A 20,895-nucleotide genomic window follows, 5' to 3' on the forward strand; every position below is an offset into this window, starting at 1 on the left:
CCCATCCTCCCGAGGAAGATGCCGTGACCTCCCGCACCGCCCGTCCCGCCCGTACCGGGCAGTTCCACACCCGTCCGCTGACCACCGCCCTGCTGCTCGCCCTGGCCCTCCCCGCGGCCGCGGAAACCGCCGCCGACGCCGCCGGCCAGCCCCAGTCGGACACCACCACGTTCGACCCGGTCGAGGTCACCGGCGAGCGGGTGGAACGGGCCTCCTCGCCCAAGTTCACCGCGCCGCTGCTGGACACGCCGCAGACCCTGAGCGTGGTGCCGTCCGATGTGTTCAATGCGCAGGGCGCGCAGAACCTGACCGACGTGCTGCGCAACACCCCCGGCATCAGCTTCAACGCCGGCGAGAACGGCTTCTCGACCAACACCAACAACTTCAGCCTGCGCGGCTTCGACACCAGCGGCAGCATCTTCATCGACGGCGTGCGCGACTCGGGCAACTACGCCCGCGACGTGTTCAACGTCGACCGGGTGGAAGTGGCCAAGGGTCCGGCCGCCGACAACGGCCGCGGCGGCCTGGCCGGCTACGTCAACATGGTCAGCAAGACCCCGCAGCTGGGCTACTTCGCGCGCGGCACCGCCAGCTTCGGCGCCGACGGCACCGATGCCGACAGCCGCCTGCGCGCGACTGTCGACCTGAACAACCAGCTGGGCGAGCACAGCGCCCTGCGCCTGAACCTGATGGCGACCAACGGCGGCGTGCCCGGTCGCGAGCACGCGTCGAACGACGCGGTCGGCATCGCCCCGTCGCTGGCCTTCGGCCTGGGTACCGACACCCGCTTCATCCTGGCCGCCGAGCACGTGAGCCAGAGCGGCCGCCCGGACTGGGGCGTGCCGGGGGCGTTCATCCCCGGCACCATCAACCACAACGCCGACGCCGAACGTGCCAGCACCGACAACTTCTACGGCCTGGCCTCGGACTTCGACGAGAACACCTCCAGTTCGGTCAGCGCCCGCTTCGAGCACGACTTCTCGCCGGCGCTGACCCTGAGCAACTTCACCCGCTGGTCGCAGACCAGCCGCGACGCCGTCTACACGGTCCCGACCAACTACGTGCCGGCCACCCAACTGGTCACCACCCAGGCGCAGGCCTTCCGCCGCGACAACGACGGCATCGCCAACCTGACCAACCTCACCGCCAGGTTCCGGACCGGCGGCTGGGCGCACACCCTGTCGACCGGCCTGGACCTGTCGCGCGAGGAGAGCGAGAGCGACCGCTTCCCGACGCCCAACCAGCCGTCGACCAGCGTGTTCGCCCCGGACTTCCGCCGCGCGACGCTGCGCAGGATCGCTCCGACCCAGAGCAGCCGCGTGCGTATCGACAGCGTGGCCGCCTACGCCTACGACACCATCGAGTTCGGCGAGCGCTGGCAGCTGACCGGCGGCCTGCGCGCCGAGCGCTACGAGGTGAGCATCGACAGCCGCACCATCGCCGGCGCGCCGCAGGGTCCGGACGGCTATGAGGTCAGCGACACCACCGTCAGCGGCAAGCTGGGCCTGGTCTACAAGCCGGCCGAGAACGGCAGCCTCTACGCCTCGGTCAACATGGCCGCGCTGCCGCCGGGCAACTTCCTGTCCAACCCGGACATCTCGCGCGACGGCAACAACGCCTTCCCCGGCCTGGTCGGCCAGAACAACGAGGCGGCCAAGACCCAGCGCGCGGTCAGCCACGAGCTGGGCGTGAAGTGGGACTTCTTCGACGACAAGCTGAGCACGTCCGCCGCGCTGTTCAACACCACCCGGCGCAGCGTGGCCATCACCGGCAGGGAGCCGGGCGTGGCCAGCAGCCCGGAAGTGCTGCGCGGCTACGGCCAGCAGGTGGTGCGCGGCCTGGAACTGAGCGCGACCGGCAGCATCACCGAGGCCTGGACGGTGTTCGCCGGCGCGGTGTTCCTCGACAGCGAGCGCAAGCTCGACGCCTACCTGGACGCGGCCCGCTGCACCGCCGCGCCGACCGACTACCGCGCCAACGCCACGGTCGCCGACTGCGCCGCGATCATCGCCGCCGGCGAGGGCGTGGCCGGCGACGAGCTGGCGTTCACCCCGCGGCGGTCGGCCAGCCTGTGGACCACCTATGCCTTCGGCAACGGCCTGACCGTGGGCGGCGGCCTGCAGTACGTCGGCAATTCCTGGGCCGGCCGGCCCGACGACGCCGACCGCCTGATTCCGAACGGCCGCTGGGGCAAGTTGCCGGGCTACACCGTCGGCAACCTCATGGCGTCGTACGCGTTCAGCGATCGCTTCTCGCTGCGCCTGAACATCGACAACGTCACCGACGAGACCTACGCGACCTCGGGCAACTGGGCGATGTCGCGGGTGTTCCTCGGCCCGCCGCGCAACTACCTGCTCAGCGCCGATTTCCGCTTCTGGTAAGACGGCGGCGCGTCATCCCGCCACGCGCTGCACCCACGCCCCGGATGCGCAAGCATCCGGGGCGTCTTGTTTCTTGCTCTTCGCCCAATCCCGGAGAAGGCAACGCGATTCCCGGGTAGAAGGCAGTTGCCACCGCAGGCGGGGTGTGGGCTTCTGCGCGGCGAAAAGCCGCCGCGCCCGGTGGCTCGGGCTTCCTGCAGGAGCCGGGTTCAGCCGGCGACACGGGCGTCGGGATCGTGAGGGCGTCGCCTGGGCCGACGGCGTCGGGTCGCCGGCTGAACCCGGCTCCTACAGAGCGGCGCGGGCGGCGCAACGACGGCTGTTGCTCGTGGCGGTGAACGGAGCTACGGCCAAGAAGCGCCCCTAAGACGTGGCAGGCCGGGTGTGTTGCGGCAGCGGCCAGGGATGGCCGCGTCGGCGAGTCGGCACACGGATGTGCCGCCGAGACGACCGCAACACACCCGGCCTGCCGCAGCTCAGCCCGAAGCCGAACACCCCACACGCTCTGGCCGTTGCCGTTGCCGCTACGGTGTGGCACATCCCTCGTATCGCGAACAACCCCAGCTTTCCCCGACGCACCGTCAGGCCAGGTGCCCACGCAGGTGCAACGCCAGCGCATCCAGTTGCGCACGGGCTGCCGGCGCGGGCACCCGCTCCGGGTAGATCCGCAGCAAGCCATCGCCCACCTGCCGCGGCTGCACGTGCAGGTGCACGTGCGGTACTTCCTGCCCGCCGGCGTGGCCGTTGGACTGCCACAGGTTGAGTCCCGCCGGGGCGAACGCACGGCCGGCCGCCTGCGCCACGCGCACGGCCATGCGCATCAGCGCGCCGGCGGTGTCCTCGTCCAGTTCGAAGATCGTCTCCACGTGCCGGCGTGGCACCACCAGCACGTGGCCGGGCACGGCCTGGCGCAGGTCCATGAAGGCGATGGCGTGTGCGTCCTCGCAGACGACACTGGCCGGCAAATCGCCGGCCAGGATCGCGCAGAACGGGCAAGCGCCGGCCACCAAGGCCTCAGCGGCCGGCGAACGCGGCCACCGCCGCGCGCAACCTCTGCAACCCCTCGGCCACGTCGGCATCCCCGATGTTCAGCGCCGGCACCAGGCGCAGCACGTCCGGGCCGGCCTGCAGCAGCAGCAGGCCCTGCGCGGCGGCATGGTCGAGGATCTCGCCGGCGCGGCCGGCGAAGGCCGGCTTGAGCACCGCGCCGAGCATCAGCCCGCGGCCGCGCACCTGCTCGAACAGGTCGAACTCCGCGCCGATCGCCAGCAGGCCCTCGCGCAGCGCATGCGACTGCCGCGACACGTTCGCCGCGACCTGCGGCGAGGCGAGCTTGCGCAGCGCGACCCGCGCCACCGCCGCGGCCAGCGGGTTGCCGCCGAAGGTGGTGCCGTGCGCGCCGAACTGCATCGCCTGCGCCACTTTCGGCCCGGCCAGCATCGCCCCGATCGGGAAGCCGCCGCCCAGCGCCTTGGCCAGGGTCACGATGTCCGGCACCACTTCGTCCTGCCAGTGCGCGAACAGGGTGCCGGTGCGGCCCATGCCGGCCTGGATCTCGTCCAGCACCAGCAGCGCGCCGTGGTGGTCGCACAGCTCGCGCACCCGGCGCAGGAAGCCGGACGCGGCCGGCATCACCCCGCCCTCGCCCTGCACCGGCTCGACCATCACCGCGGCCACGTCGCCGGCGGCCATCGCCGTCTCCAGCTGGGTCAGGTCGTTGAAGTCGACGTAGCGGAAGCCGCCGGGCAGCGGCTCGTAGCCTTCCTGGTACTTGGGCTGGGCGGTGGCGGTGACCGCGGCCAGGGTGCGGCCGTGGAAGCTGCCGCGGAAGGTGACGATCACCCGCTGCTGCGGCGGCCGGCCCTGGGCCGTGGCCCACTTGCGCACCAGCTTGATCGCCGCCTCGTTGGCCTCGGTGCCGGAGTTGCACAGGAACACGCGTTCGGCGAAGCGGCTGGCGGTCACCAGTTCCTCGGCCAGGCGCAGCGGCGGTTCGCTGTAGAAGATGTTGCTGGTGTGCCACAGCTTGCCGGCCTGTTCGACCAGCGCCGCGTGCAGGTCCGGGTCGTTGTGGCCCAGGCCGCAGACCGCGATGCCGGCGGCGAAGTCGACGTACTCGCGGCCCTCGCTGTCCCACAGGCGCGCGCCCTGGCCGCGCTCCAGCACCAGCTCGCGCGGGCGGTAGACCGGCAGGTAGTAGCGGGCGAGCGGGAGGACGGGATCGGCGGCGGCCATGGGCGGGTCGTCGGGAAGCGGCGGGAAGGCCGGCATTCTCCCCGATCGCCGCGGCCGCCGCACGGTGGCCGCGGCGGGCGGCCACCGTGCGCGTCCGGGTCAGGGCGAGATCAGGCCGATGTTCAAGGCCAGCAGGCGATCGCCTTCGGCCCCGGCCCGCGCCCGTTGTGCGTGGGCGGCGCCGGCGCCGGCGCGCTGGTCGGCGCGGGCGACCAGCGCCGCGGCGAACCGCATCGACGGATCGTCCGGGCGCAGGGCCAGCGCGCGGTCGATGCGCGCGCTGCCATCCTCCTGCGCCAGCAGGGCACGCAGGGCGGCGGTATCGACCGGGCCGACGCCGGGCATGTCGTAGCTCTGCAGGCGCACGACTTCCTGCAGGGTTTCGAGGAAGTAGCCGGAATCGAACAGCGCCAGCGCCTTCGCGTCGCCGCTCCCGGCCGCGGCGATGCGCGCGTCGAGGCGCGAGGCCAGCTGGCGCGCAATCCGACCATCGCGGCTGGCGTAGATCGCGGCGCGGCGCAGGGTCTCCATCCGCGCGATGACCGGCGTGTCCGCCGCCAGCAGCGCCTCGGTGCGGGTGGCCAGCCGGTCCAGGTCGTAGTCGGCCAGCGGCTGGTTCCAGCGGTCGCCGCCCCAGGCCAGCGACGGCGCGCCGGCGGTGTCGAACGGATCGCACAGCAGCGGCGGGCCGGCCCAGGCCGGCATGGCGAGCAGCAGGGCGGCGGCGAATCCGAAAAGCCACGTTCTGGTCGTTGCGGTCTTCATGCGGAACTCCTCCTGGTGCGGTGGGCCGCGCCGGAACCGGGGCGGCCGCGACACGGATGTGCGCAGCAGGAGGACGGAGGCGACGCCGGTGGTGTTAACCAGCCGGCGATGCCGCGGCGCGGGACCGCTCAGTTTCCGGACGGCTCGGCGTCCAGCAGCGTCGCCACCTCGCCGCGCGCGGCGAAGGCGTCCGGCCATTGCAGCCACCAGCGCTTGATGCCCGGGTACGGCAACGCGTCCCACCACGGCGACAACGCGTGCGCGCCGCGCTCGCGCAGCGCGGCGCGGGTGACCCGCGCGTCGGCGGGCATGAGCGCGGCCATGCGCTCGAACACCGGGCCGTCGGCCAGCTGCGGATAGGCCTGCAGCAGCATCAGCAGGCTGATCGCGTCCTGCGGCCGCGACGCGGCCACCAGCGCGCGCGCCGCATCGCCGTCGGCGGCGGCGCGGCGGCCCTGTGCGTCCAGTTCGCGCAGCGCGGCGAGGAAGTCGACGCTGGCGCCGAGGTCGTAGGGCGTGCCCGGTTCGCCGTGCACGCCGAACTCGACCCGCGCACCCTGCGGCACCAGCACTTCGCGCCAGCCGTTGTCGACCTGGACCCAGCCGCTGCGCACCGTCAGCGAGCCGCTGCCGTCGGGGCGCGCATGCATCACGAACTCGCAGCCCAGGTCGAACAGCTCGCCCGACGGCGAGGACACGCCGAAGGAGCCGGGCGGCGCCCAGATCCGCGCCCACAGGCGGCCGTGCTGCAGCTGCGTGCGGTGGCGGCCGCTGCGGGTCTCGGTCACCACGAAGCGTGAATCCTCGCCGAGCGCCATCTCGCCGATGCGTGCCACGCGCATCCGCACCGTGCCGCCGCGTCCGGTTTCCAGAACACTGCCGGGCGCCAGCGCCGCCGCCGCATCGGCGGCGCGTCCGTCGATGCTCACTGCGCCTTCGACCCGGGTCAGCTGCCATGCCTGCGCGGCCGGCCACTGCAGGCGGTGCACATGCGCGCCGCACAGGCCCAGCGCGATCGCCGCCACCGCGGCGGCACTGGCCAGCGCGACGCGCCAGCGGGACCTGCGTCGGCGCGGTATCGATGCCTGCTGCCCGGCGCCGGACTCCATCCGGGGACGCCCATCCCAGGCCAGTGGCGCCAACAGGCGCTCGAACCGGGCGACCTCGGCATCGACCGGACCGCTGCGGTCCCACAGGTAGTCGTCATCGCGGTTCGGTCCGCCGCTCATGTTCCGGTTCCTCGTGGATTGCCCGCGAGCGCCGCGCGCAGCAGCGCCATGCCGCGATGCAGGTTGACCCGCACACTGCCGGAGGTCAGCCCGGTGCGCGCGGCGATCTCCGGGCCGGTCAGTCCTTCGGCCAGGCGCAGCAGCAGCGTCTCGCGGTACGCCTCCGGCAGCGCCCGGATCGCGTCCAGCAGGCGCTCGGCCTCGACCCGGTCCTCGACGCCGCCGGGCGCCGTCGCCGGTTCGGGCGCCACCCCGGTGAACGGCGTGCGCCGGCGCCTGGCATCCAGCGCCGCGCGCCGGGCGATGCTGACGACCCAGCCCGGGAAGGCCGCGTCCTCGCGCAGCTCGTGCAGGCGCCGCAACGCGGTCTCGAACACGTCCTGGGTCAGGTCGTCGGCATCGGCCCGCTGCACGTAGCCCAGCAGGACGCCGTGCACCACCGGGGCGAAACGGCGGTACAGCCGGTCCATCGCGTCGCCGTCGCCGGCACGCGCCGCCTGCACCATCCCTGCCGTGGCGTCCTCCCGCTCCATCCGTCCGCAGTTTCCGGGTCCCGGAGTCAGGACGCCGGCGCGAGGCCGGGCGTTAACACGGTCCGCGACCGTCCGCGGCCCGTGCCTACCAGCTGCCGGTGTTGGGCATCGACGCCCACGGCTCGGCCGGCGGCAGCGCGCCGCCCTTCTGCAGCAGCTCGATCGAGATCAGGTCCGGGGTGCGGACGAAGGCCATGCGGCCGTCGCGCGGCGGGCGGTTGATGGTCACGCCCAGCGACTGCAGGTGGGCGCAGAGCGCGTAGATGTCGTCGACCTGGAAGGCCAGGTGGCCGAAGTTGCGCGCGTTGCCGTAGTCCTCCGCCGGCGCGCCGTCGGCCGGCGGCCAGTTGTACGTCAGCTCGACTTCCGCCTCCGGGTTCTCCGGCGCGCCGAAATAGACCAGGGTGAAGCGGCCGGCCTCGTTGTCCATGCGCCGGGTCTGCACCAGTCCCAGGCCCTCGGTGAGGAAGCGGCTGGTCCTGTCCAGGTCGTGGACGCGGATCATGGCGTGCAGGTATTTCATGGAAGTCCTCCGTCGCGGGAAAGGGCGCGCGGGCGGTGCGCCCACGCAATGGCCAGCAGGCAGGCGATGATCAGCACGGAGTACTCGGCGCCGTTGCGGCCCAGGCCGACGACGAACCAGCCCGCGGGCGCGTGCACCAGCCAGATGCCGCAGGCATAGATGGCGCTGAAGACCAGCGCGATCGGCGCCACCGCGCGTCCCCAGGCGAACAACGGCGCGGCCGCCAGTTCGAACACGGTGACCAGCCACGCCAGGCCCAGGCCGAACGGGAAGCCGCGCGTCTCCAGGAACGCGCCGAACGGCACCACCCCGTCCGCCGCCACGCGCGCCACGCCGTGGATGAAGATCAATGCCGCCAGTACCCAGCGGACCAGGGCCAGGCCCTGCTGCGCCGGTATCGGTGTGGTCGCCATCGTCGTGTCTCCCGGCGGTCGTCAGGTGGCGGCCAGCATAGCCGGGTCGCCGGGCAGGGCCCGCCGTCCAGGTGGCGGTTTTGCATCCGGCCGGATCCTGACCTGGCGCCTTGCTGTTTGTAGGAGCGGGCATGACCGCGACCCGACGACATCGGCACAGGCGACGCCCTCATGGTTCCGACACCCGGGTCGCGGTCATGCCCGCTCCTACAAACACCGCGATACGACGGCGTCGGCACAGGCAACACCCCCTACCCGTCCAGGAACAGGTCCGGCAGCAGTGGCTGGGAGGGATCGACGGCGTAGCCGGACAGGTCGGTCACGCCGGCCTCGGCCAGCACCTCGTCGTCGATCAGGAAGCGGCCGCTGAAGCCGGGCGCCGGCCGCACCAGCACCGCGTGCGCGGCGTCGGCCATGATCTCCGGGCGGCGGCCGTTGGCGGTGCTCACGCCCGGGATCATGTTCAGCGCGTCGGTGCCGATCAGCGTGCGCGGCCACAGCGCGTTGACCGCCACACCCTGCGCGCCGAACTCGGCGGCCAGGCCCAGGGTCACGAAGCTCATGCCCATCTTGGCCAGGGTGTAGCCGGTGTGCGGGCCCCACCACTTCGGGTCCAGCGACGGCGGCGGCGCCAGGGTCAGGATGTGCGGGTTGGGCGCGGCCAGCAGGTGCGGCAGGCAGGCCTGCGCGCACAGGAAGCTGCCGCGCGCGTTGACCTGCTGCATCAGGTCGAAGCGCTTCATCGGCGTGTCCAGGGTGCCGCGCAGCCAGATCGCGCTGGCGTTGTTGACCAGGATGTCGATCCCGCCGAAGGCGTCGACCGTGGCCGCCACCGCCGCGCGCACCTGGTCTTCCTCGCGGATGTCGCACTTCAGCGCCAAGCCCTGGCCGCCGGCGGCGTTCACCGCCTCGGCCGCGCTGTGGATGGTGCCGGGCAGCCTCGGGTTGGGCACCGAGGACTTGGCGGCGATGGCCACGTTGGCACCGTCGCGCGCCGCGCGCAGGGCGATGGCCAGGCCGATGCCGCGCGAGGCGCCGGTGATGAACAGGGTCTTGCCGGCCAGGGACGTCATGCTTCCACCTCGTTCTCCACCACGGGCGCGTCCTCCGGACACGGAGGCCGCGTGGCATTGTCGGCGCGATCCTCGCCCACGCTCAAGGCTGTGGCCCGCGGCCCTCGTTGTCCTCCCAGCCCAGCAGGCGCCGGGTGACGAAGCGGTAGACCGGCTTGCCGGTGGCGAACCACAGTCCGCGCACCCACGAAGGACGCGCCAGCAGGCGGCGCTCCACCGGCGTGAGCGATCCGCCGCAATAGGTGCGCTTGTGCTTGAGCAGGTGGCGCAGGTCCTCGCGCGCGAGCAGGCGCATCCAGCGCGAACGCGGATCGCCGCGCACGGCCAGCTGGAAGTCGATCAGTGCCGGGGTGCCGTCGTCCAGCACCAGCCAGTTGGCTTCCTTGGCCAGGTCGTTGTGGACGATGCCGCGGCGATGCACCTGCTGCAGCAGGCGGCGCGCGGCATGGAAGTAGGCCGGGTCGCGGTGCGGCGGCCGCTGGTAGAGGACGTGTCCGCCCAGGAAACTGCGGTCCAGCCGCGCGCCGTCCCAGGCGAGCAGGTCGGGGGTCGCCGGCAGCCCGGCCAGCGCACGCAGGGCCGCCGCCTCGCGCCTGGCCAGCGAACGCGCGATGGGCCGCGTCCACCACGGGGACGCCGTCCAATCCCGGCGGATGTAGGCGCGTCCGGCTTCGCGCACCAGCAGGATGGCCCCGAACGTGTCGGATTTCAGCGGCTCGATGGTCTGTTCGTATTCGGGCATCGCGCAATTGTAGGTCCCGCGGCGAGGACACGAGCGGCCGGCGGCCCATGCCGGCCACCGCGAACGGCGAAGCGCCTGCGCGGCTCGCCGCGCTGCGGGGATCCCGGCCGGTGGTTTAGTCGGGATCCATGGGTGGGCCACCTATAATCCACACCCATGGAATCCTCCTGGATGGACGCCGTACTGGCCTGGATCGGGAACCACCCCGTCCTCGCCGGCGCGGTGATCTTCGCCATCGCCTTCTGTGACGCGCTGATCGTGGTCGGCGCGATCGTGCCCGCGTTGCCGCTGCTGTTCGCGGTGGGCGTGCTGATCGGCATGGGCGAGATCTCCGGCCCGTACGCGGTGGCCTGCGCCACCCTGGGCGCGTTCCTCGGCGACGGGCTGAGCTTCTGGGTCGGGCGACGCTGGGGCAACCGGCTGTACGGGGTGTGGCCCTTCAGCCGCTACCCGCAGCTGCTCGGCCGCGGCGAGATCCTGTTCCGGCGCAACGCCTTCACCAGCATCCTGGCGGCCCGCTACGTCGGCGCGGTCCGCCCCTTCGTCCCGGCGATCGCCGGCATGGCGGGGATGCCGCTGCGCCGCTACGCCTTCGCCAGCGGCCTGGCCTGCCTGTCCTGGGGCGTGCTGTTCCTGGCGCCGGGCTGGGTGCTGGGCCGCGCCTACGACGCGGTGGCCGCGGTGGCCGGCCACCTGGTGATCGTGCTCGGCCTGCTGCTGGCGGTGCTGGCGCTGGCCTGGGCCTGGGTGCTCTACACCTACCGCTGGTTCGCCGACCACGCCGACTCGCTGCTGGCGCGCGCGCTGGACTGGTCGCACCGGCACCCGGTGCTGGGCCGGCATTCGGCCGCGGTGTTCGACCCGACCCATCGCGAGTCGGCCTCGCTGGCCCTGCTCGCGGTGCTGCTGCTGGCGATCGGCTGGGCCTGGTTCGCGCTGCTGGTGGCGGTGGTCGGCCACGGCGAGCCGCTGGCGATGGACCTGGCCGTGCACCAGATGATGCTGGCGCTGCGCAATCCGCTGGCCGACTACCCGCTGGCGGCGCTGGCCTCGCTCGGCGACTGGCCGGTGCTGGCCCCGGCCTGCCTGGCGGTGCTGGGGTATTTCCTGTGGCGGCAGCGCTGGATGGCCGCGGCGCACTGGCTGGCCGCGCTGGCCTTCGGCTTGGCCCTGACCTGGCTGCTGGGCAACACCGTCGAGGTGGTGCGTCCGCCCGGGGCCAGCAGCGGCTTCGGCTTCCCCTCGATCGCGGTGACCATGACCACCATCGCGTTCGGCTTCTTCGCGGTGCTGATCGCGCGCGAGTTGCCCGGCCGCGACCGGGTCTGGCCCTACCTGGTCTCGGGCGTGACCGTGGCGGTCATTGGTTTTGCCCGCCTGTACCTGGGCGCGCACTGGCTCAGCGACGTGGTCGGCGGGATGCTGCTGGGCATCGTCTGGCTGCTGGTGCTGGGGATCGCCTACCGGCGGCGCTTCAACCGCTCGTTCTGGGTCAAGCCGGTGGCGTGGATCTTCTACGGCACCTTCGTCGTGGCGGCGCTGTGGTACGCGCCGCGCAACATCGAGGCCAAGCTCGACAAGTTCGAACCGCCGCCGCCACTGCCGGTCGTGCAGGACCTGGAGGACTGGTGGAGCCACGAATGGATGCTGCAGCCGGCGCGGCGCAACGAGTTCGACGACGCGTTGCGCTGGCCGCTGGACGTGCAGGTGGCCGGCCCGCTGGCGCCGCTGCGCGCGCGGCTGGAGGCGGACGGCTGGCGGGTGCAGCCGCAGGCGCGCTGGGAGCAGGCGATCAGCCTGTTCGACACCGACAGCGAGCCGGCGCAGGTGCCGGTGCTGCCGGCCACCCTGGAGGCGCGCACCGAGGCCCTGCTGATGGTCCGCGATGAAGCGGGCGGCGACCTGCGCCACGTGTTGCGGCTGTGGCCCACCCCGGTGCACCTGCAGCCGGGCGGCGTGCCGCTGTGGGTGGGCACCGCGCAGACCCTGCAGTTCCGGCACGATTTCGGGCTGCTGGTGACATGGCGCCCGCTGTCGGGTGCCGACCCGGCGCTGGAACAGGTGCTGGCCCCGCTGCGCGACCTGCCGCACGCGGTCGCACCGCACCCGGAATCGGGGCTGCCGGTGCTGCGCGTGCGCAGCGACGGCATCGAATAGCCGGCGCCGGCTATTCCTCGTCCAGCCACTCCAGTACCCGGTCCAGGCGCCGGTGCGGATCGTCCTCCTGCAGCAGCGCCAGGCGCTGCTCGTCGGTGACCGGCAGCAGCTCGGCCAGGCGCCAGCCGACCCAGGACGCATCCTCGAGCTGGCGCAGGTTGGCGCTGGCATGCCCCAAAACGGGATGCACGCCGCCGACCTTCTCCAGCAGCTCGCCCAGCAGCGTGGCCAGCATCGCGTGCTGCGGCTGCAGCGGCGCGGCGGCCGGTCCGTCGCACCACTGCACTTCGCCGACCAGCAAGCCGTTGTCGCGCACCCGCGTGCGCGCCACGCGGAAGCGGCGCACGCCGCGCACCTGCAGGGTCAGCAGGCCGTTGCGGTCGTTGCCGAAGTCCTCGATCCGCGCCTCCACGCCGAACGCCGCCGGCGTCGCCGGCACGCCGACCTCCTCGCCCTCCAGGATCAGGCAGACGCCGAAGCCGCGGCCGCTACGGCCGCACTCGGCGACCAGGTCCAGGTAGCGGCGCTCGAACACGCGCAGGCCCAGCGGCGCGCCGGGCAACAGCACGGTGTGCAGGGGGAACAGCGGCAGCGCTTCGGTGGCGGTCACGGGCATGCGCGGGCGGCGGGTTCTACTTCAGGTTAGCGCGCCGCGCCCGGCCGTGGGTCATGGCGCCGTCAAACGGCGGACCGGCCGGCGAGCATGGCCACGAACCGGCGCGGCGCGCCGTCGAAGCCGCCGTTGGACATGAACACGACATGGTCACCGGGCCGCACCGCCTCGCGCAGCGCGTCCAGCAGCGCGCCGGTGTCGGACGCGGTGCGCGCCTGGCCGCGCACCGCGGCGACCACCTTGCCGGCGTCCCAGGCCAGTTCCGGCCGGTGCAGGAACACCACCGCATCGGCCAGGTCCAGCGACGGCGCCAGCGCCCCGGCGTGCGCGCCCAGCCGCATCGAATTGCTGCGCGGCTCCATCGCCACCACGATCCGCGCATCGCCGACCCTGGCACGCAGGCCCTCCAGCGTGGTGCGGATCGCGGTGGGGTGGTGGGCGAAATCGTCGTACACGGTCACCCCGCCCTGCGTGCCCAGCACCTCCAGCCGGCGCTTGACGCTGGCGAAGCCGGCCAGCGCCGGGATCACCTGCGCCGGCTCCACCCCGACCGCATGCGCGGCGGCCAGCGCGGCCAGCGCGTTCATGACGTTGTGGCGGCCCACCAGCGGCCAGCGCAGCGTGCCCACGTCCTGTCCGCGATGCAGCACGATGAAGGCGCTGCCGTCGGCCTCGAGCAGGCGCGCGCTCCAGTCGAAGCCCGCGCCGCCGTCGGCGCGCGGGATCGCCACCGCCGCATCGTCCAGACCAAAGGTTTCCACCGGCGTCCAGCAGCCCATCGCCAATACTTCGGCCAGGTGCGCGTCCTCGCCGTTGACGAGCAGCCGGCCGCGGCGCGGCACCGTGCGCACCAGGTGGTGGAACTGGCGCTGGATCGCGGCCAGGTCCGGGAAGATATCGGCGTGGTCGTACTCGAGGTTGTTGAGGATCGCCACCGTCGGCCGGTAGTGGACGAACTTGCTGCGCTTGTCGAAGAACGCGGTGTCGTACTCGTCGGCTTCGACCACGAACTCGCGCCCGCCGCCCAGCCGCGCGGAGGTGCCGAAGTCCTCGGCCACCCCGCCGATCAGGAAGCCCGGCTCGCGTCCGGCCGCCTGCAGCAGGAACGCGAGGATGGTCGTGGTGGTGGTCTTGCCGTGGGTGCCGGCCACCGCCAGGGTGGTACGCCCGGGCAGCACGCGCTCGGCCAGCCACTGCGCGCCGGAGGTGTAGCGGCGGCCGTCATCCAGCACCTGCTCGACGGCGGGGTTGCCACGCGAGAGGGCGTTGCCGACGACGACCTCTTCCGCGTCGGCGGAGATATTCTCCGGCAGGTAGCCCTGCCTCAGCTCGATGCCCAGCTGCTCCAGCTGGGTGGACATCGGCGGGTACACCGCCTGGTCGCTGCCCTCGACCTCGAAGCCCAGCTCGCGCGCCAGCGCGGCGACGCCACCCATGAAGGTCCCGGCGATGCCGAGGATGTGGATCTTGCTCATGCGGCGATTGTCGCTGATGCGGTGTGGGTTTGGCAGGCGGGGGCGGAGCAGGAGCGGGAGCGGGAGCAAGGGCAAGGCCAAGGGCGCTGGCTTCGGCCGGGGCCGCCGTGCCCAGGGGGTCTGGCGCATCGCTCCGCTGCGGCGTCCTGCCTCCGAGTCGCGAACGCAGCACATCCCTGTGCTGCTTGCGCCAGACCCCCTGGACACGACGGCCTCGGGAGCTTTGGGGGCATGGCTTCGATTAGTGGAGCAACGGCAACCGCAAAAGCACTCCTCCCCGGCCCTCCCCTTCGCCTGCGGCAAACGGGAGGGAGCAAGCCCGCGACGGCGCCGCTTTCTGTAGGAGCGGGCATGACCGCGACACGGGCGTCGGAATCACGGGGGCGTCGCCTGGACCGACGGCGTCGGGTCGCGGTCATGCCCGCTCCTACAAAAAGCCGTTCGCTGCTCAACGCCTGCGAACGGAGCCACGACCCCAAAGCTCCCGAAGACGTGGCGGGCCGGGAGTATTGCGGCAGCGGCCAGGGATGGCCGCGTCGGCGAGTCGGCACATGGATGTGCCGTCGAGACGACCGCAATACTCCCGGCCCGCCGCGGCTCAGCCCGAAGCCAACCACATCCGGCGCTCTTGACCTTGCGGTTGCGGTTGCGGTTGCGGTTGCGGTTGCCGAAGTTTCGGTCAACAAAAAACGCGCGCCGCCACGAGGGCGACGCGCGTCTGTTTCGACGGATCTTCGGGGGTCAGGAGGCCTTGAGGGCCACCAGGATCCGCGCGGTGATCTCGTCCATGCTGCCGACGCCGTCGATCCGGGTCAGCGTGCCGCGGTTCTCGTAGAAACCGATCACCGGCGCGGTGGAATCGTTGTAGACCTGCAGGCGCTTGCGCACCGACTCGGGGTTGTCGTCGGCGCGGCCTTCGGCCTGCGCACGACCGGCGATGCGCTCGACCAGCAGGTCGGTGCCCACGTCCAGCTGCACCACCGCGTCCAGCGGCTGGCCGATCTTGGCCAGCAGCCCGTCCAGCGCACCGGCCTGGACCAGGTTGCGCGGATAACCGTCGAGGATGAAACCGCCGACCACATCGTCGCGACCCAGCCGCGACTCGAGCATGCCCAGCAGGATCTCGTCGGAGACCAGGTCGCCGCGCGCCATCACTTCCTTGGCCTGCAGCCCCAGCGGCGTGCCGGCGGCCACCTCGGCACGCAGCAGGTCGCCGGTGGAGATGTGGGGGACGCCGAGGGTTTCCTTCAGGCGCGCGGCCTGCGTGCCCTTGCCCGAACCGGGCGGGCCCAGTAGTACCAGTCGCATCGATTGCTCCCTGGAGAAATGTTCCGTGGCGGCCGGGGGCGCTAGACTTCCGTCCCTGCGCACCGCCGCATTGCACCGCACCATCGCGGTGCAGCTTACCCCATCCGGCAGTGCTGTCCCAAGAATGTCCCGCTCCCGAGGAACTTCGACCATGGTCCAAGGCACCCAGTCCGGCACGCTGCTCTACGCCCAGTCCGGCGGCGTCACCGCCGTCATCAACGCCACTGCCAGCGGCGTCATCGCCGAGGCGCGAGCGCGCAAGATCAAGGTCCTGGCAGCCCGCAACGGCATCCTCGGCGCGCTGCGCGAGGAACTGGTCGACACCTCGAAGGAGTCGGCCGCGGCCATCGCCGCGCTGGCCCACACCCCGGGCGGCGCGTTCGGCTCCTGCCGCTACAAGCTCAAGTCGCTGGAAGCGGACCGGGCCAAGTACGAGCGCCTGCTGGACGTGCTCAAGGCGCACGACGTGCGCTGGTTCCTCTACAACGGCGGCAACGACTCGGCCGACACCGCCTGGAAGGTCTCGCAGCTCGCCCAGGCCTTCGGCTACCCGCTGCACTGCATCGGCGTGCCCAAGACCATCGACAACGACTTGGCGGTGACCGATACCTGCCCGGGCTTCGGCTCGGCGGCCAAGTACACCGCCGTGTCCGTGCGCGAAGCCGCGCTGGACGTGGCCGCGATGGCCGAGACCTCGACCAAGGTGTTCGTCTACGAGGCCATGGGTCGCCACGCCGGCTGGCTGGCCGCCGCCGCCGGACTCGCCGGGCAGTCGCCGGACGACGCCCCGCAGATCATCCTGTTCCCCGAGCGCGCCTACGACGAGGCCGCGTTCCTGGCCCAGGTCGACAAGGTGGTGAAGAAGGTCGGCTGGTGCGTGGTGGTGGCCAGCGAGGGCATCCGCGACGCCGACGGGAAATTCGTCGCCGACGCCGGCGGCGGCAAGGACGCCTTCGGCCATGCCCAGCTCGGCGGCGTGTCCTCCTACCTGGCCGGCAAGGTCAAGGACCGGCTCGGCTACAAGGTGCACTGGACCCTGCCCGACTACCTGCAGCGCTCGGCGCGCCACCTCGCCAGCAAGACCGACTGGGAACAGGCACAGGCGGTCGGCAAGGCCGCGGTGCAGTACGCGCTCAAGGGCATGAACGCGGTGATGCCGGTGATCGTGCGCACTTCCTCGACGCCCTACCGCTGGAAGATCGAGCCGGCGCCGCTGCACAAGGTCGCCAACCACGAGAAGACCATGCCGGCCAGCTTCCTGCGCAAGGACGGCTATGGCATCACGGCGAAGGCGCGCGAATACTTGGAGCCGCTGATCCGCGGCGAGGCGCCGCTGCCCTATGGCCGCGACGGCCTGCCGAAGTACGTGACCCTGAAGAACGTGCCGGTGAAGAAGAAGCTGCCGGCCTGGGAAGGCTGAGCGACTAGTCGCCTCCATGGACGAACTGCTGGCGGAACTGACCGCGCTGGAGTCAGAACTGCACCACCCCGGCCGCGCGTTCGCGCGCCCGCGGCTGGAGCGGCTGCTGCATCCGGAGTTCCACGAGGTCGGCAGGTCCGGTCGGCGTTACGCGCGCGAGGTGGTGATCGACTTCCTGGCTTCCGCAGCGGCACGGCCTGCAGTCGTCGCCAGCGGCCATCGCCTGCAGCCGCTGGCCGACGGCTGGGCGCTGCTGCACTACCGTTCCGAGGAAGTCGCCGCGGATGGTGTCCGGCTCAATCCCGCGCTGCGCTGTTCGCTGTGGGCCCGCACCGGCGAAGGCTGGCAGCTGTACTACCACCAGGGCACGCCGGAAGCCGGTTGATCAGCGGCACGGCGTTCCCTCGACCTCCAGCTGCGCGCCGAACTGCGGCAGCGGCCGCATGTCGCCCGCTGCGGCCTGCTTCTGCGCGTCCTGCAGGTAGATCCGCACCTGGCCCTGGCCGTCGCGCTCGAGCGTCTGCTCGACCGGCTGGTGCCAGACCCGAACCACTGCCTGCCGCGAGGGACACGACGCGTCGGGGATCCGGATTGCGTCCTTGAGGACCCAGCCCTGGCTCTCCGAAGGCGCGGCCTCGGCGAAGTCGACGTAGCGGGCGCGCGGCTGGCAAGCCGGCGCCGTCCGCACCGCGTCCAGCCGGTACGGCTGCGCTCGATCGCCGGTGAACACGCCCTCCAGCCGGGTGCAGGCTTCCGGGATGGTGCGCACGGTATGCACCGCGCCGACCGCCTGCGGCGTGCCAGTCCGCTCGCGCTCGGGCGTGTCCGGCTGCGCCAGCAGCGGAGCGGCCACCGCGGCGACAGCCACCAGCACCGCCAGCAGCACGGCCTGGCGGAAGATCTCGGCCTGGCGCCGCTGCGCGCGGGCCACGGCCATGGCCCGGGCCCAGTGTTCGCCGGACGTGGAAGGGGTGATCGGGTTCACGAACCGGGACATCCATCGCATGGGGGAGCCCCGATCCTGTCATCGCCTCCATGAACGCCGTGTGGCCTTCGGGCCGGCGCTGCGGTCATACTCGGCCCACATCCAGGGATGTTGAACACGGTATACGCGCCTCGGTTTCGAGTCCGTTCCAGTGCTTCACGGCTCGCCCGGCGCGGTACCTCTGTTCGTCCATCTCCTGGGCGACATAGACCAACCTTGGGAGGGGTTCATGCTGGAACAATACGGTTTGGCGCTGGCACTGCTGTGCGCTGTCCTCGCAATCCTCTACGGCATCGTGTCCGCGCGCTGGATCCTGGCGCAACCGGCGGGCAACGAGCGCATGCAGCAGATCGCCGCTGCCATCCAGGAAGGCGCGCGCGCCTACCTCAACCGGCAGTACCTGACCATCGCCGTCGCCGGCGCAGCGCTGTTCGTGCTGGTCGGTTTCTTCCTCAACTGGTACACCGCCATCGGCTTCGCAGTGGGCGCGGTGCTGTCCGGCGCGGCCGGCTACATCGGCATGAACGTGTCGGTGCGCGCCAACGTGCGCACCGCCGAGGCGGCGCGCCGCGGCCTCGGCCCGGCGATGGACGTGGCGTTCCGCGGCGGCGCGATCACCGGCATGCTGGTGGTCGGCCTGGGCCTGCTGGGCGTGGCCGGCTACTACTGGCTGTTGCAGCGGCTGGGCCTGAGCCAGACCGACAACCTGCACGCGCTGGTCGGCCTGGCCTTCGGCTCCTCGCTGATCTCGATCTTCGCCCGCCTGGGCGGCGGCATCTTCACCAAGGGCGCCGACGTGGGCGCCGACCTGGTCGGCAAGGTCGAAGCCGGCATCCCCGAGGACGACCCGCGCAACCCGGCGGTGATCGCCGACAACGTCGGCGACAACGTCGGCGACTGCGCCGGCATGGCCGCCGACCTGTTCGAGACCTACGCGGTCACGGTGATCGCGACCATGCTGCTGGGTGGGCTGATGATGGACGAGGCCGGCAGCAACGCGGCGCTGTATCCGCTGGTGCTGGGCGGGGTGTCGATCGTGGCCTCGATCGTCGGCGCGTTCTTCGTCAAGGTGAAGCCTGGCGGTTCGATCATGGGCGCGCTGTACCGGGGCGTGATCGTGTCCGGCGTGCTGGCGGCGATCGCGTTCTGGCCGATCACCACCTCGCTGATGGCCGACAACGCCCACGGCGCCACCGCGATCTACGGCTGCGCGCTGATCGGTCTGGTCCTGACCGGCCTGATCGTGTGGATCACCGAGTACTACACCGGCACCGAGTACGGCCCGGTCAAGCACGTGGCGCAGGCCTCGACCACCGGCCACGGCACCAACATCATCGCCGGCCTGGGCGTATCGATGAAGTCGACCGCGCTGCCGGTGGTCGCGGTGTGCGCGGCGATCTGGAGCGCCCATGCGCTGGGCGGGCTGTACGGCATCGCCATCGCCGCCACCGCCATGCTGTCGATGGCCGGCATGATCGTGGCGCTGGACGCCTACGGCCCGATCACCGACAACGCCGGCGGCATCGCCGAGATGGCCGAGCTGCCGCCGGAGGTACGCAACGTCACCGACCCGCTGGATGCGGTCGGCAACACCACCAAGGCGGTGACCAAGGGCTACGCGATCGGTTCGGCAGCCCTTGCCGCACTCGTCCTGTTCGCCGACTTCACGCACAACCTCGAAGCGAACAACCCCGGTACGGTCTTCAGCTTCGAGCTGTCCGACCCGGCGGTGATCATCGGCCTGTTCATCGGCGGCCTGATCCCCTATCTGTTCGGCGCGATGGCGATGGAGGCCGTGGGCCGTGCCGCGGGCAGCGTGGTGGAGGAAGTCCGCCGACAGTTCCGCGAGATCCCCGGGATCATGGAAGGCACCGGCAAGCCCGATTACAGCAGGGCGGTGGACATGCTGACCAAGTCCGCGATCAAGGAAATGATCGTGCCCTCGCTGCTGCCGGTACTGGTGCCGGTGATCGTCGCCTTCGGCATGAACTGGCTGATGGGCCCCGGCGCGGGCATCAAGGCGCTGGGCGGCCTGCTGATCGGCACGATCGTGACCGGCCTGTTCGTGGCGATCTCGATGACCACTGGCGGCGGCGCCTGGGACAACGCCAAGAAGTACATCGAGGACGGCCACTTCGGCGGCAAGGGCAGCGAGGCGCACAAGGCCGCGGTCACCGGCGACACCGTCGGCGATCCCTACAAGGACACCGCGGGCCCCGCGATCAACCCCCTCATCAAGATCATCAACATCGTCGCGCTGCTACTGGTTCCGCTGCTGTAACTCATTGATACGGAAGGAAGCGAAGCCCCGGCCCTTGCCGGGGCTTCGTCTTTTCCGGGCCCGACGAAAGTCGTTTGTGCGCCGCAGCACCCAAGAGCGTAAAATGCCCGCCCTCTTCAACCGCGTTCCCACGGAGCAGCAAGATGGGCCTCGACCAGGTCAATGCCGGGCGCAACCCGCCGGACGAAATCAACGTCATCATCGAGATCCCGAAGGACTCCGAGCCGGTCAAGTACGAAGTGGACAAGGAAAGCGGCGCGATCTTCGTCGACCGCATCCTCTCCACCCCGATGCGCTACCCGTGCAACTACGGCTACGTGCCCAACACCCTGTGCGGCGACGGCGACCCGGCCGACGTGCTGGTGGTGCTGCCGCTGCCGCTGATCCCCGGCTCGGTGGTGCGCTGCCGCCCGGTCGGCGTGCTGAAGATGACCGATGAGGCCGGCGGCGACGAGAAGATCCTCGCCGTGCCGGTGGCCAAAGTGTTCTCCGGCTATGCCCACGTCGAGGACATCGAGCAGGTCTCGCAGCACTGGCTGGAGCGCATCGGCCACTTCTTCGAGCACTACAAGGACCTGGAGAAGGGCAAGTGGGTCAAGCTCGACGGCTGGGGCAACGCCGAGGAAGCGAAGCGGATCCTGCGCGATTCCATGCAGCGCGCGGCCGACCAGGCCTGACCGCGCCGTGACCGGCGCCGGCCGCATGGCCGGCGCCCTTCCCTTCCGGGCACCCTTTCCAGGCAGCCGCCCGGGAGCCGCGAGC

At 71.6% G+C, this 20,895-nt stretch carries 19 protein-coding genes; 6 read left to right on the forward strand and 13 right to left on the reverse strand.

The window, feature by feature from the left end; all coding sequences use genetic code 11:
• The first annotated feature begins 23 nt into the window (after positions 1-23).
• Complete coding sequence (locus tag WQ53_RS04950) at positions 24-2,381, forward strand: TonB-dependent receptor (RefSeq protein ID WP_052630991.1); 2,358 nt, start codon at positions 24-26, stop codon at positions 2,379-2,381.
• A 581-nt stretch (positions 2,382-2,962) separates the two neighbouring features.
• Here WQ53_RS04950 and WQ53_RS04955 read toward each other — a convergent pair.
• The 9 genes from WQ53_RS04955 to WQ53_RS04995 form a co-directional block, all read right to left on the reverse strand.
• Entirely contained in the window at positions 2,963-3,388 is a 426-nt protein-coding gene (locus WQ53_RS04955; RefSeq protein WP_236685905.1) for an HIT family protein, read from the reverse strand.
• Between the two features lie 7 nt (positions 3,389-3,395).
• A complete protein-coding gene (locus WQ53_RS04960) occupies positions 3,396-4,616 on the reverse strand; it encodes an acetylornithine transaminase (RefSeq protein WP_052633926.1) in 1,221 nt (406 codons plus the stop codon).
• 99 nt (positions 4,617-4,715) lie between these two features.
• Positions 4,716-5,381: a hypothetical protein gene (locus WQ53_RS04965; protein ID WP_052630995.1), complete on the reverse strand. Its 666-nt coding sequence runs from the start codon at positions 5,379-5,381 to the stop codon at positions 4,716-4,718.
• A 128-nt stretch (positions 5,382-5,509) separates the two neighbouring features.
• Entirely contained in the window at positions 5,510-6,610 is a 1,101-nt protein-coding gene (locus WQ53_RS04970; RefSeq protein ID WP_052630997.1) for a hypothetical protein, read from the reverse strand.
• Positions 6,607-7,143, reverse strand: coding sequence for an RNA polymerase sigma factor (locus WQ53_RS04975; RefSeq protein ID WP_052630999.1), 537 nt, complete (start codon positions 7,141-7,143; stop codon positions 6,607-6,609). Before WQ53_RS04975 ends, WQ53_RS04970 begins: the two co-directional genes overlap by 4 nt.
• Before the next feature lie 85 nt (positions 7,144-7,228).
• On the reverse strand, positions 7,229-7,666 hold the full coding sequence (locus WQ53_RS04980) for a VOC family protein (protein WP_052631000.1): 438 nt from the start codon (positions 7,664-7,666) through the stop codon (positions 7,229-7,231).
• A complete protein-coding gene (locus WQ53_RS04985; RefSeq protein ID WP_052631002.1) occupies positions 7,663-8,079 on the reverse strand; it encodes a DoxX family protein in 417 nt (138 codons plus the stop codon). The genes WQ53_RS04980 and WQ53_RS04985 overlap by 4 nt, the downstream gene beginning before the upstream one ends.
• 251 nt (positions 8,080-8,330) lie before the next feature.
• Positions 8,331-9,152: an SDR family oxidoreductase gene (locus tag WQ53_RS04990; RefSeq protein WP_052631003.1), complete on the reverse strand. Its 822-nt coding sequence runs from the start codon at positions 9,150-9,152 to the stop codon at positions 8,331-8,333.
• Between the two features lie 82 nt (positions 9,153-9,234).
• Positions 9,235-9,894 carry a phosphotransferase gene (locus tag WQ53_RS04995; protein ID WP_052631005.1) on the reverse strand — a complete coding sequence of 220 codons (660 nt, stop codon included), beginning with the start codon at positions 9,892-9,894 and terminating at the stop codon, positions 9,235-9,237.
• A 156-nt stretch (positions 9,895-10,050) separates the two neighbouring features.
• On the opposite strand from WQ53_RS04995, the gene WQ53_RS05000 reads away from it, so the two are divergent.
• Positions 10,051-12,051 carry a bifunctional DedA family/phosphatase PAP2 family protein gene (locus WQ53_RS05000; protein WP_052631007.1) on the forward strand — a complete coding sequence of 667 codons (2,001 nt, stop codon included), beginning with the start codon at positions 10,051-10,053 and terminating at the stop codon, positions 12,049-12,051.
• Between the two features lie 10 nt (positions 12,052-12,061).
• Here the strand turns inward: WQ53_RS05000 and WQ53_RS05005 are convergent, their stop codons facing one another.
• The 3 genes from WQ53_RS05005 to WQ53_RS05015 all read right to left on the reverse strand — a co-directional run bounded on the left by WQ53_RS05005 (position 12,062) and on the right by WQ53_RS05015 (position 15,447).
• A complete protein-coding gene (locus WQ53_RS05005; RefSeq protein WP_052631011.1) occupies positions 12,062-12,667 on the reverse strand; it encodes an LON peptidase substrate-binding domain-containing protein in 606 nt (201 codons plus the stop codon).
• 62 nt (positions 12,668-12,729) lie between these two features.
• Positions 12,730-14,139 carry a UDP-N-acetylmuramate:L-alanyl-gamma-D-glutamyl-meso-diaminopimelate ligase gene (gene mpl, locus WQ53_RS05010; protein ID WP_052631015.1) on the reverse strand — a complete coding sequence of 470 codons (1,410 nt, stop codon included), beginning with the start codon at positions 14,137-14,139 and terminating at the stop codon, positions 12,730-12,732.
• A 741-nt stretch (positions 14,140-14,880) separates the two neighbouring features.
• Positions 14,881-15,447, reverse strand: coding sequence for an adenylate kinase (locus WQ53_RS05015; RefSeq protein WP_052631018.1), 567 nt, complete (start codon positions 15,445-15,447; stop codon positions 14,881-14,883).
• Between the two features lie 151 nt (positions 15,448-15,598).
• Between WQ53_RS05015 and WQ53_RS05020 the strand changes: the two genes are divergently transcribed.
• Together WQ53_RS05020 and WQ53_RS05025 are read left to right on the forward strand one after the other, a co-directional pair.
• The gene (locus WQ53_RS05020; protein ID WP_052631021.1) at positions 15,599-16,867 is read left to right on the forward strand and encodes a 6-phosphofructokinase; all 1,269 of its coding nucleotides are present in this window, start codon (positions 15,599-15,601) and stop codon (positions 16,865-16,867) included.
• A 16-nt stretch (positions 16,868-16,883) separates the two neighbouring features.
• Positions 16,884-17,252 carry a DUF4440 domain-containing protein gene (locus WQ53_RS05025; RefSeq protein ID WP_052631023.1) on the forward strand — a complete coding sequence of 123 codons (369 nt, stop codon included), beginning with the start codon at positions 16,884-16,886 and terminating at the stop codon, positions 17,250-17,252.
• On the opposite strand, the gene WQ53_RS05030 is transcribed toward WQ53_RS05025, so the two are convergent.
• Complete coding sequence (locus WQ53_RS05030) at positions 17,253-17,804, reverse strand: hypothetical protein (protein ID WP_052631026.1); 552 nt, start codon at positions 17,802-17,804, stop codon at positions 17,253-17,255. It lies immediately after the preceding gene.
• A gap of 277 nt (positions 17,805-18,081) precedes the next feature.
• Between WQ53_RS05030 and WQ53_RS05035 the strand changes: the two genes are divergently transcribed.
• Positions 18,082-20,133 (forward strand): sodium-translocating pyrophosphatase, encoded by a 2,052-nt coding sequence (locus tag WQ53_RS05035; protein WP_052631028.1) that lies wholly within the window; start codon positions 18,082-18,084, stop codon positions 20,131-20,133.
• A 143-nt stretch (positions 20,134-20,276) separates the two neighbouring features.
• Entirely contained in the window at positions 20,277-20,810 is a 534-nt protein-coding gene (gene ppa, locus WQ53_RS05040; RefSeq protein ID WP_052631030.1) for an inorganic diphosphatase, read from the forward strand.
• Positions 20,811-20,895: the final 85 nt, after the last annotated feature.

It is taken from the genome of Pseudoxanthomonas suwonensis, from assembly GCF_000972865.1.
In the GTDB taxonomy this organism is placed as follows: domain Bacteria; phylum Pseudomonadota; class Gammaproteobacteria; order Xanthomonadales; family Xanthomonadaceae; genus Pseudoxanthomonas; species Pseudoxanthomonas suwonensis_B.

Excerpts from the sequence above, each read along its gene's own strand:
- WQ53_RS04960 (WP_052633926.1), bottom strand. The coding sequence starts at position 4,616 with ATGGCCGCCGCCGATCCCGTCCTCCCGCTCGCCCGCTACTACCTGCCG.
- WQ53_RS04965 (WP_052630995.1), bottom strand. The coding sequence starts at position 5,381 with ATGAAGACCGCAACGACCAGAACGTGGCTTTTCGGATTCGCCGCCGCC.
- WQ53_RS04970 (WP_052630997.1), bottom strand. The coding sequence starts at position 6,610 with ATGAGCGGCGGACCGAACCGCGATGACGACTACCTGTGGGACCGCAGC.
- WQ53_RS04975 (WP_052630999.1), bottom strand. The coding sequence starts at position 7,143 with ATGGAGCGGGAGGACGCCACGGCAGGGATGGTGCAGGCGGCGCGTGCC.
- WQ53_RS04980 (WP_052631000.1), bottom strand. The coding sequence starts at position 7,666 with ATGAAATACCTGCACGCCATGATCCGCGTCCACGACCTGGACAGGACC.
- WQ53_RS04985 (WP_052631002.1), bottom strand. The coding sequence starts at position 8,079 with ATGGCGACCACACCGATACCGGCGCAGCAGGGCCTGGCCCTGGTCCGC.
- WQ53_RS04990 (WP_052631003.1), bottom strand. The coding sequence starts at position 9,152 with ATGACGTCCCTGGCCGGCAAGACCCTGTTCATCACCGGCGCCTCGCGC.
- WQ53_RS04995 (WP_052631005.1), bottom strand. The coding sequence starts at position 9,894 with ATGCCCGAATACGAACAGACCATCGAGCCGCTGAAATCCGACACGTTC.
- WQ53_RS05000 (WP_052631007.1), top strand. The coding sequence starts at position 10,051 with ATGGAATCCTCCTGGATGGACGCCGTACTGGCCTGGATCGGGAACCAC.
- WQ53_RS05005 (WP_052631011.1), bottom strand. The coding sequence starts at position 12,667 with ATGCCCGTGACCGCCACCGAAGCGCTGCCGCTGTTCCCCCTGCACACC.
- mpl (WP_052631015.1), bottom strand. The coding sequence starts at position 14,139 with ATGAGCAAGATCCACATCCTCGGCATCGCCGGGACCTTCATGGGTGGC.
- WQ53_RS05015 (WP_052631018.1), bottom strand. The coding sequence starts at position 15,447 with ATGCGACTGGTACTACTGGGCCCGCCCGGTTCGGGCAAGGGCACGCAG.
- WQ53_RS05020 (WP_052631021.1), top strand. The coding sequence starts at position 15,599 with ATGGTCCAAGGCACCCAGTCCGGCACGCTGCTCTACGCCCAGTCCGGC.
- WQ53_RS05025 (WP_052631023.1), top strand. The coding sequence starts at position 16,884 with ATGGACGAACTGCTGGCGGAACTGACCGCGCTGGAGTCAGAACTGCAC.
- WQ53_RS05030 (WP_052631026.1), bottom strand. The coding sequence starts at position 17,804 with ATGGCCGTGGCCCGCGCGCAGCGGCGCCAGGCCGAGATCTTCCGCCAG.
- WQ53_RS05035 (WP_052631028.1), top strand. The coding sequence starts at position 18,082 with ATGCTGGAACAATACGGTTTGGCGCTGGCACTGCTGTGCGCTGTCCTC.
- ppa (WP_052631030.1), top strand. The coding sequence starts at position 20,277 with ATGGGCCTCGACCAGGTCAATGCCGGGCGCAACCCGCCGGACGAAATC.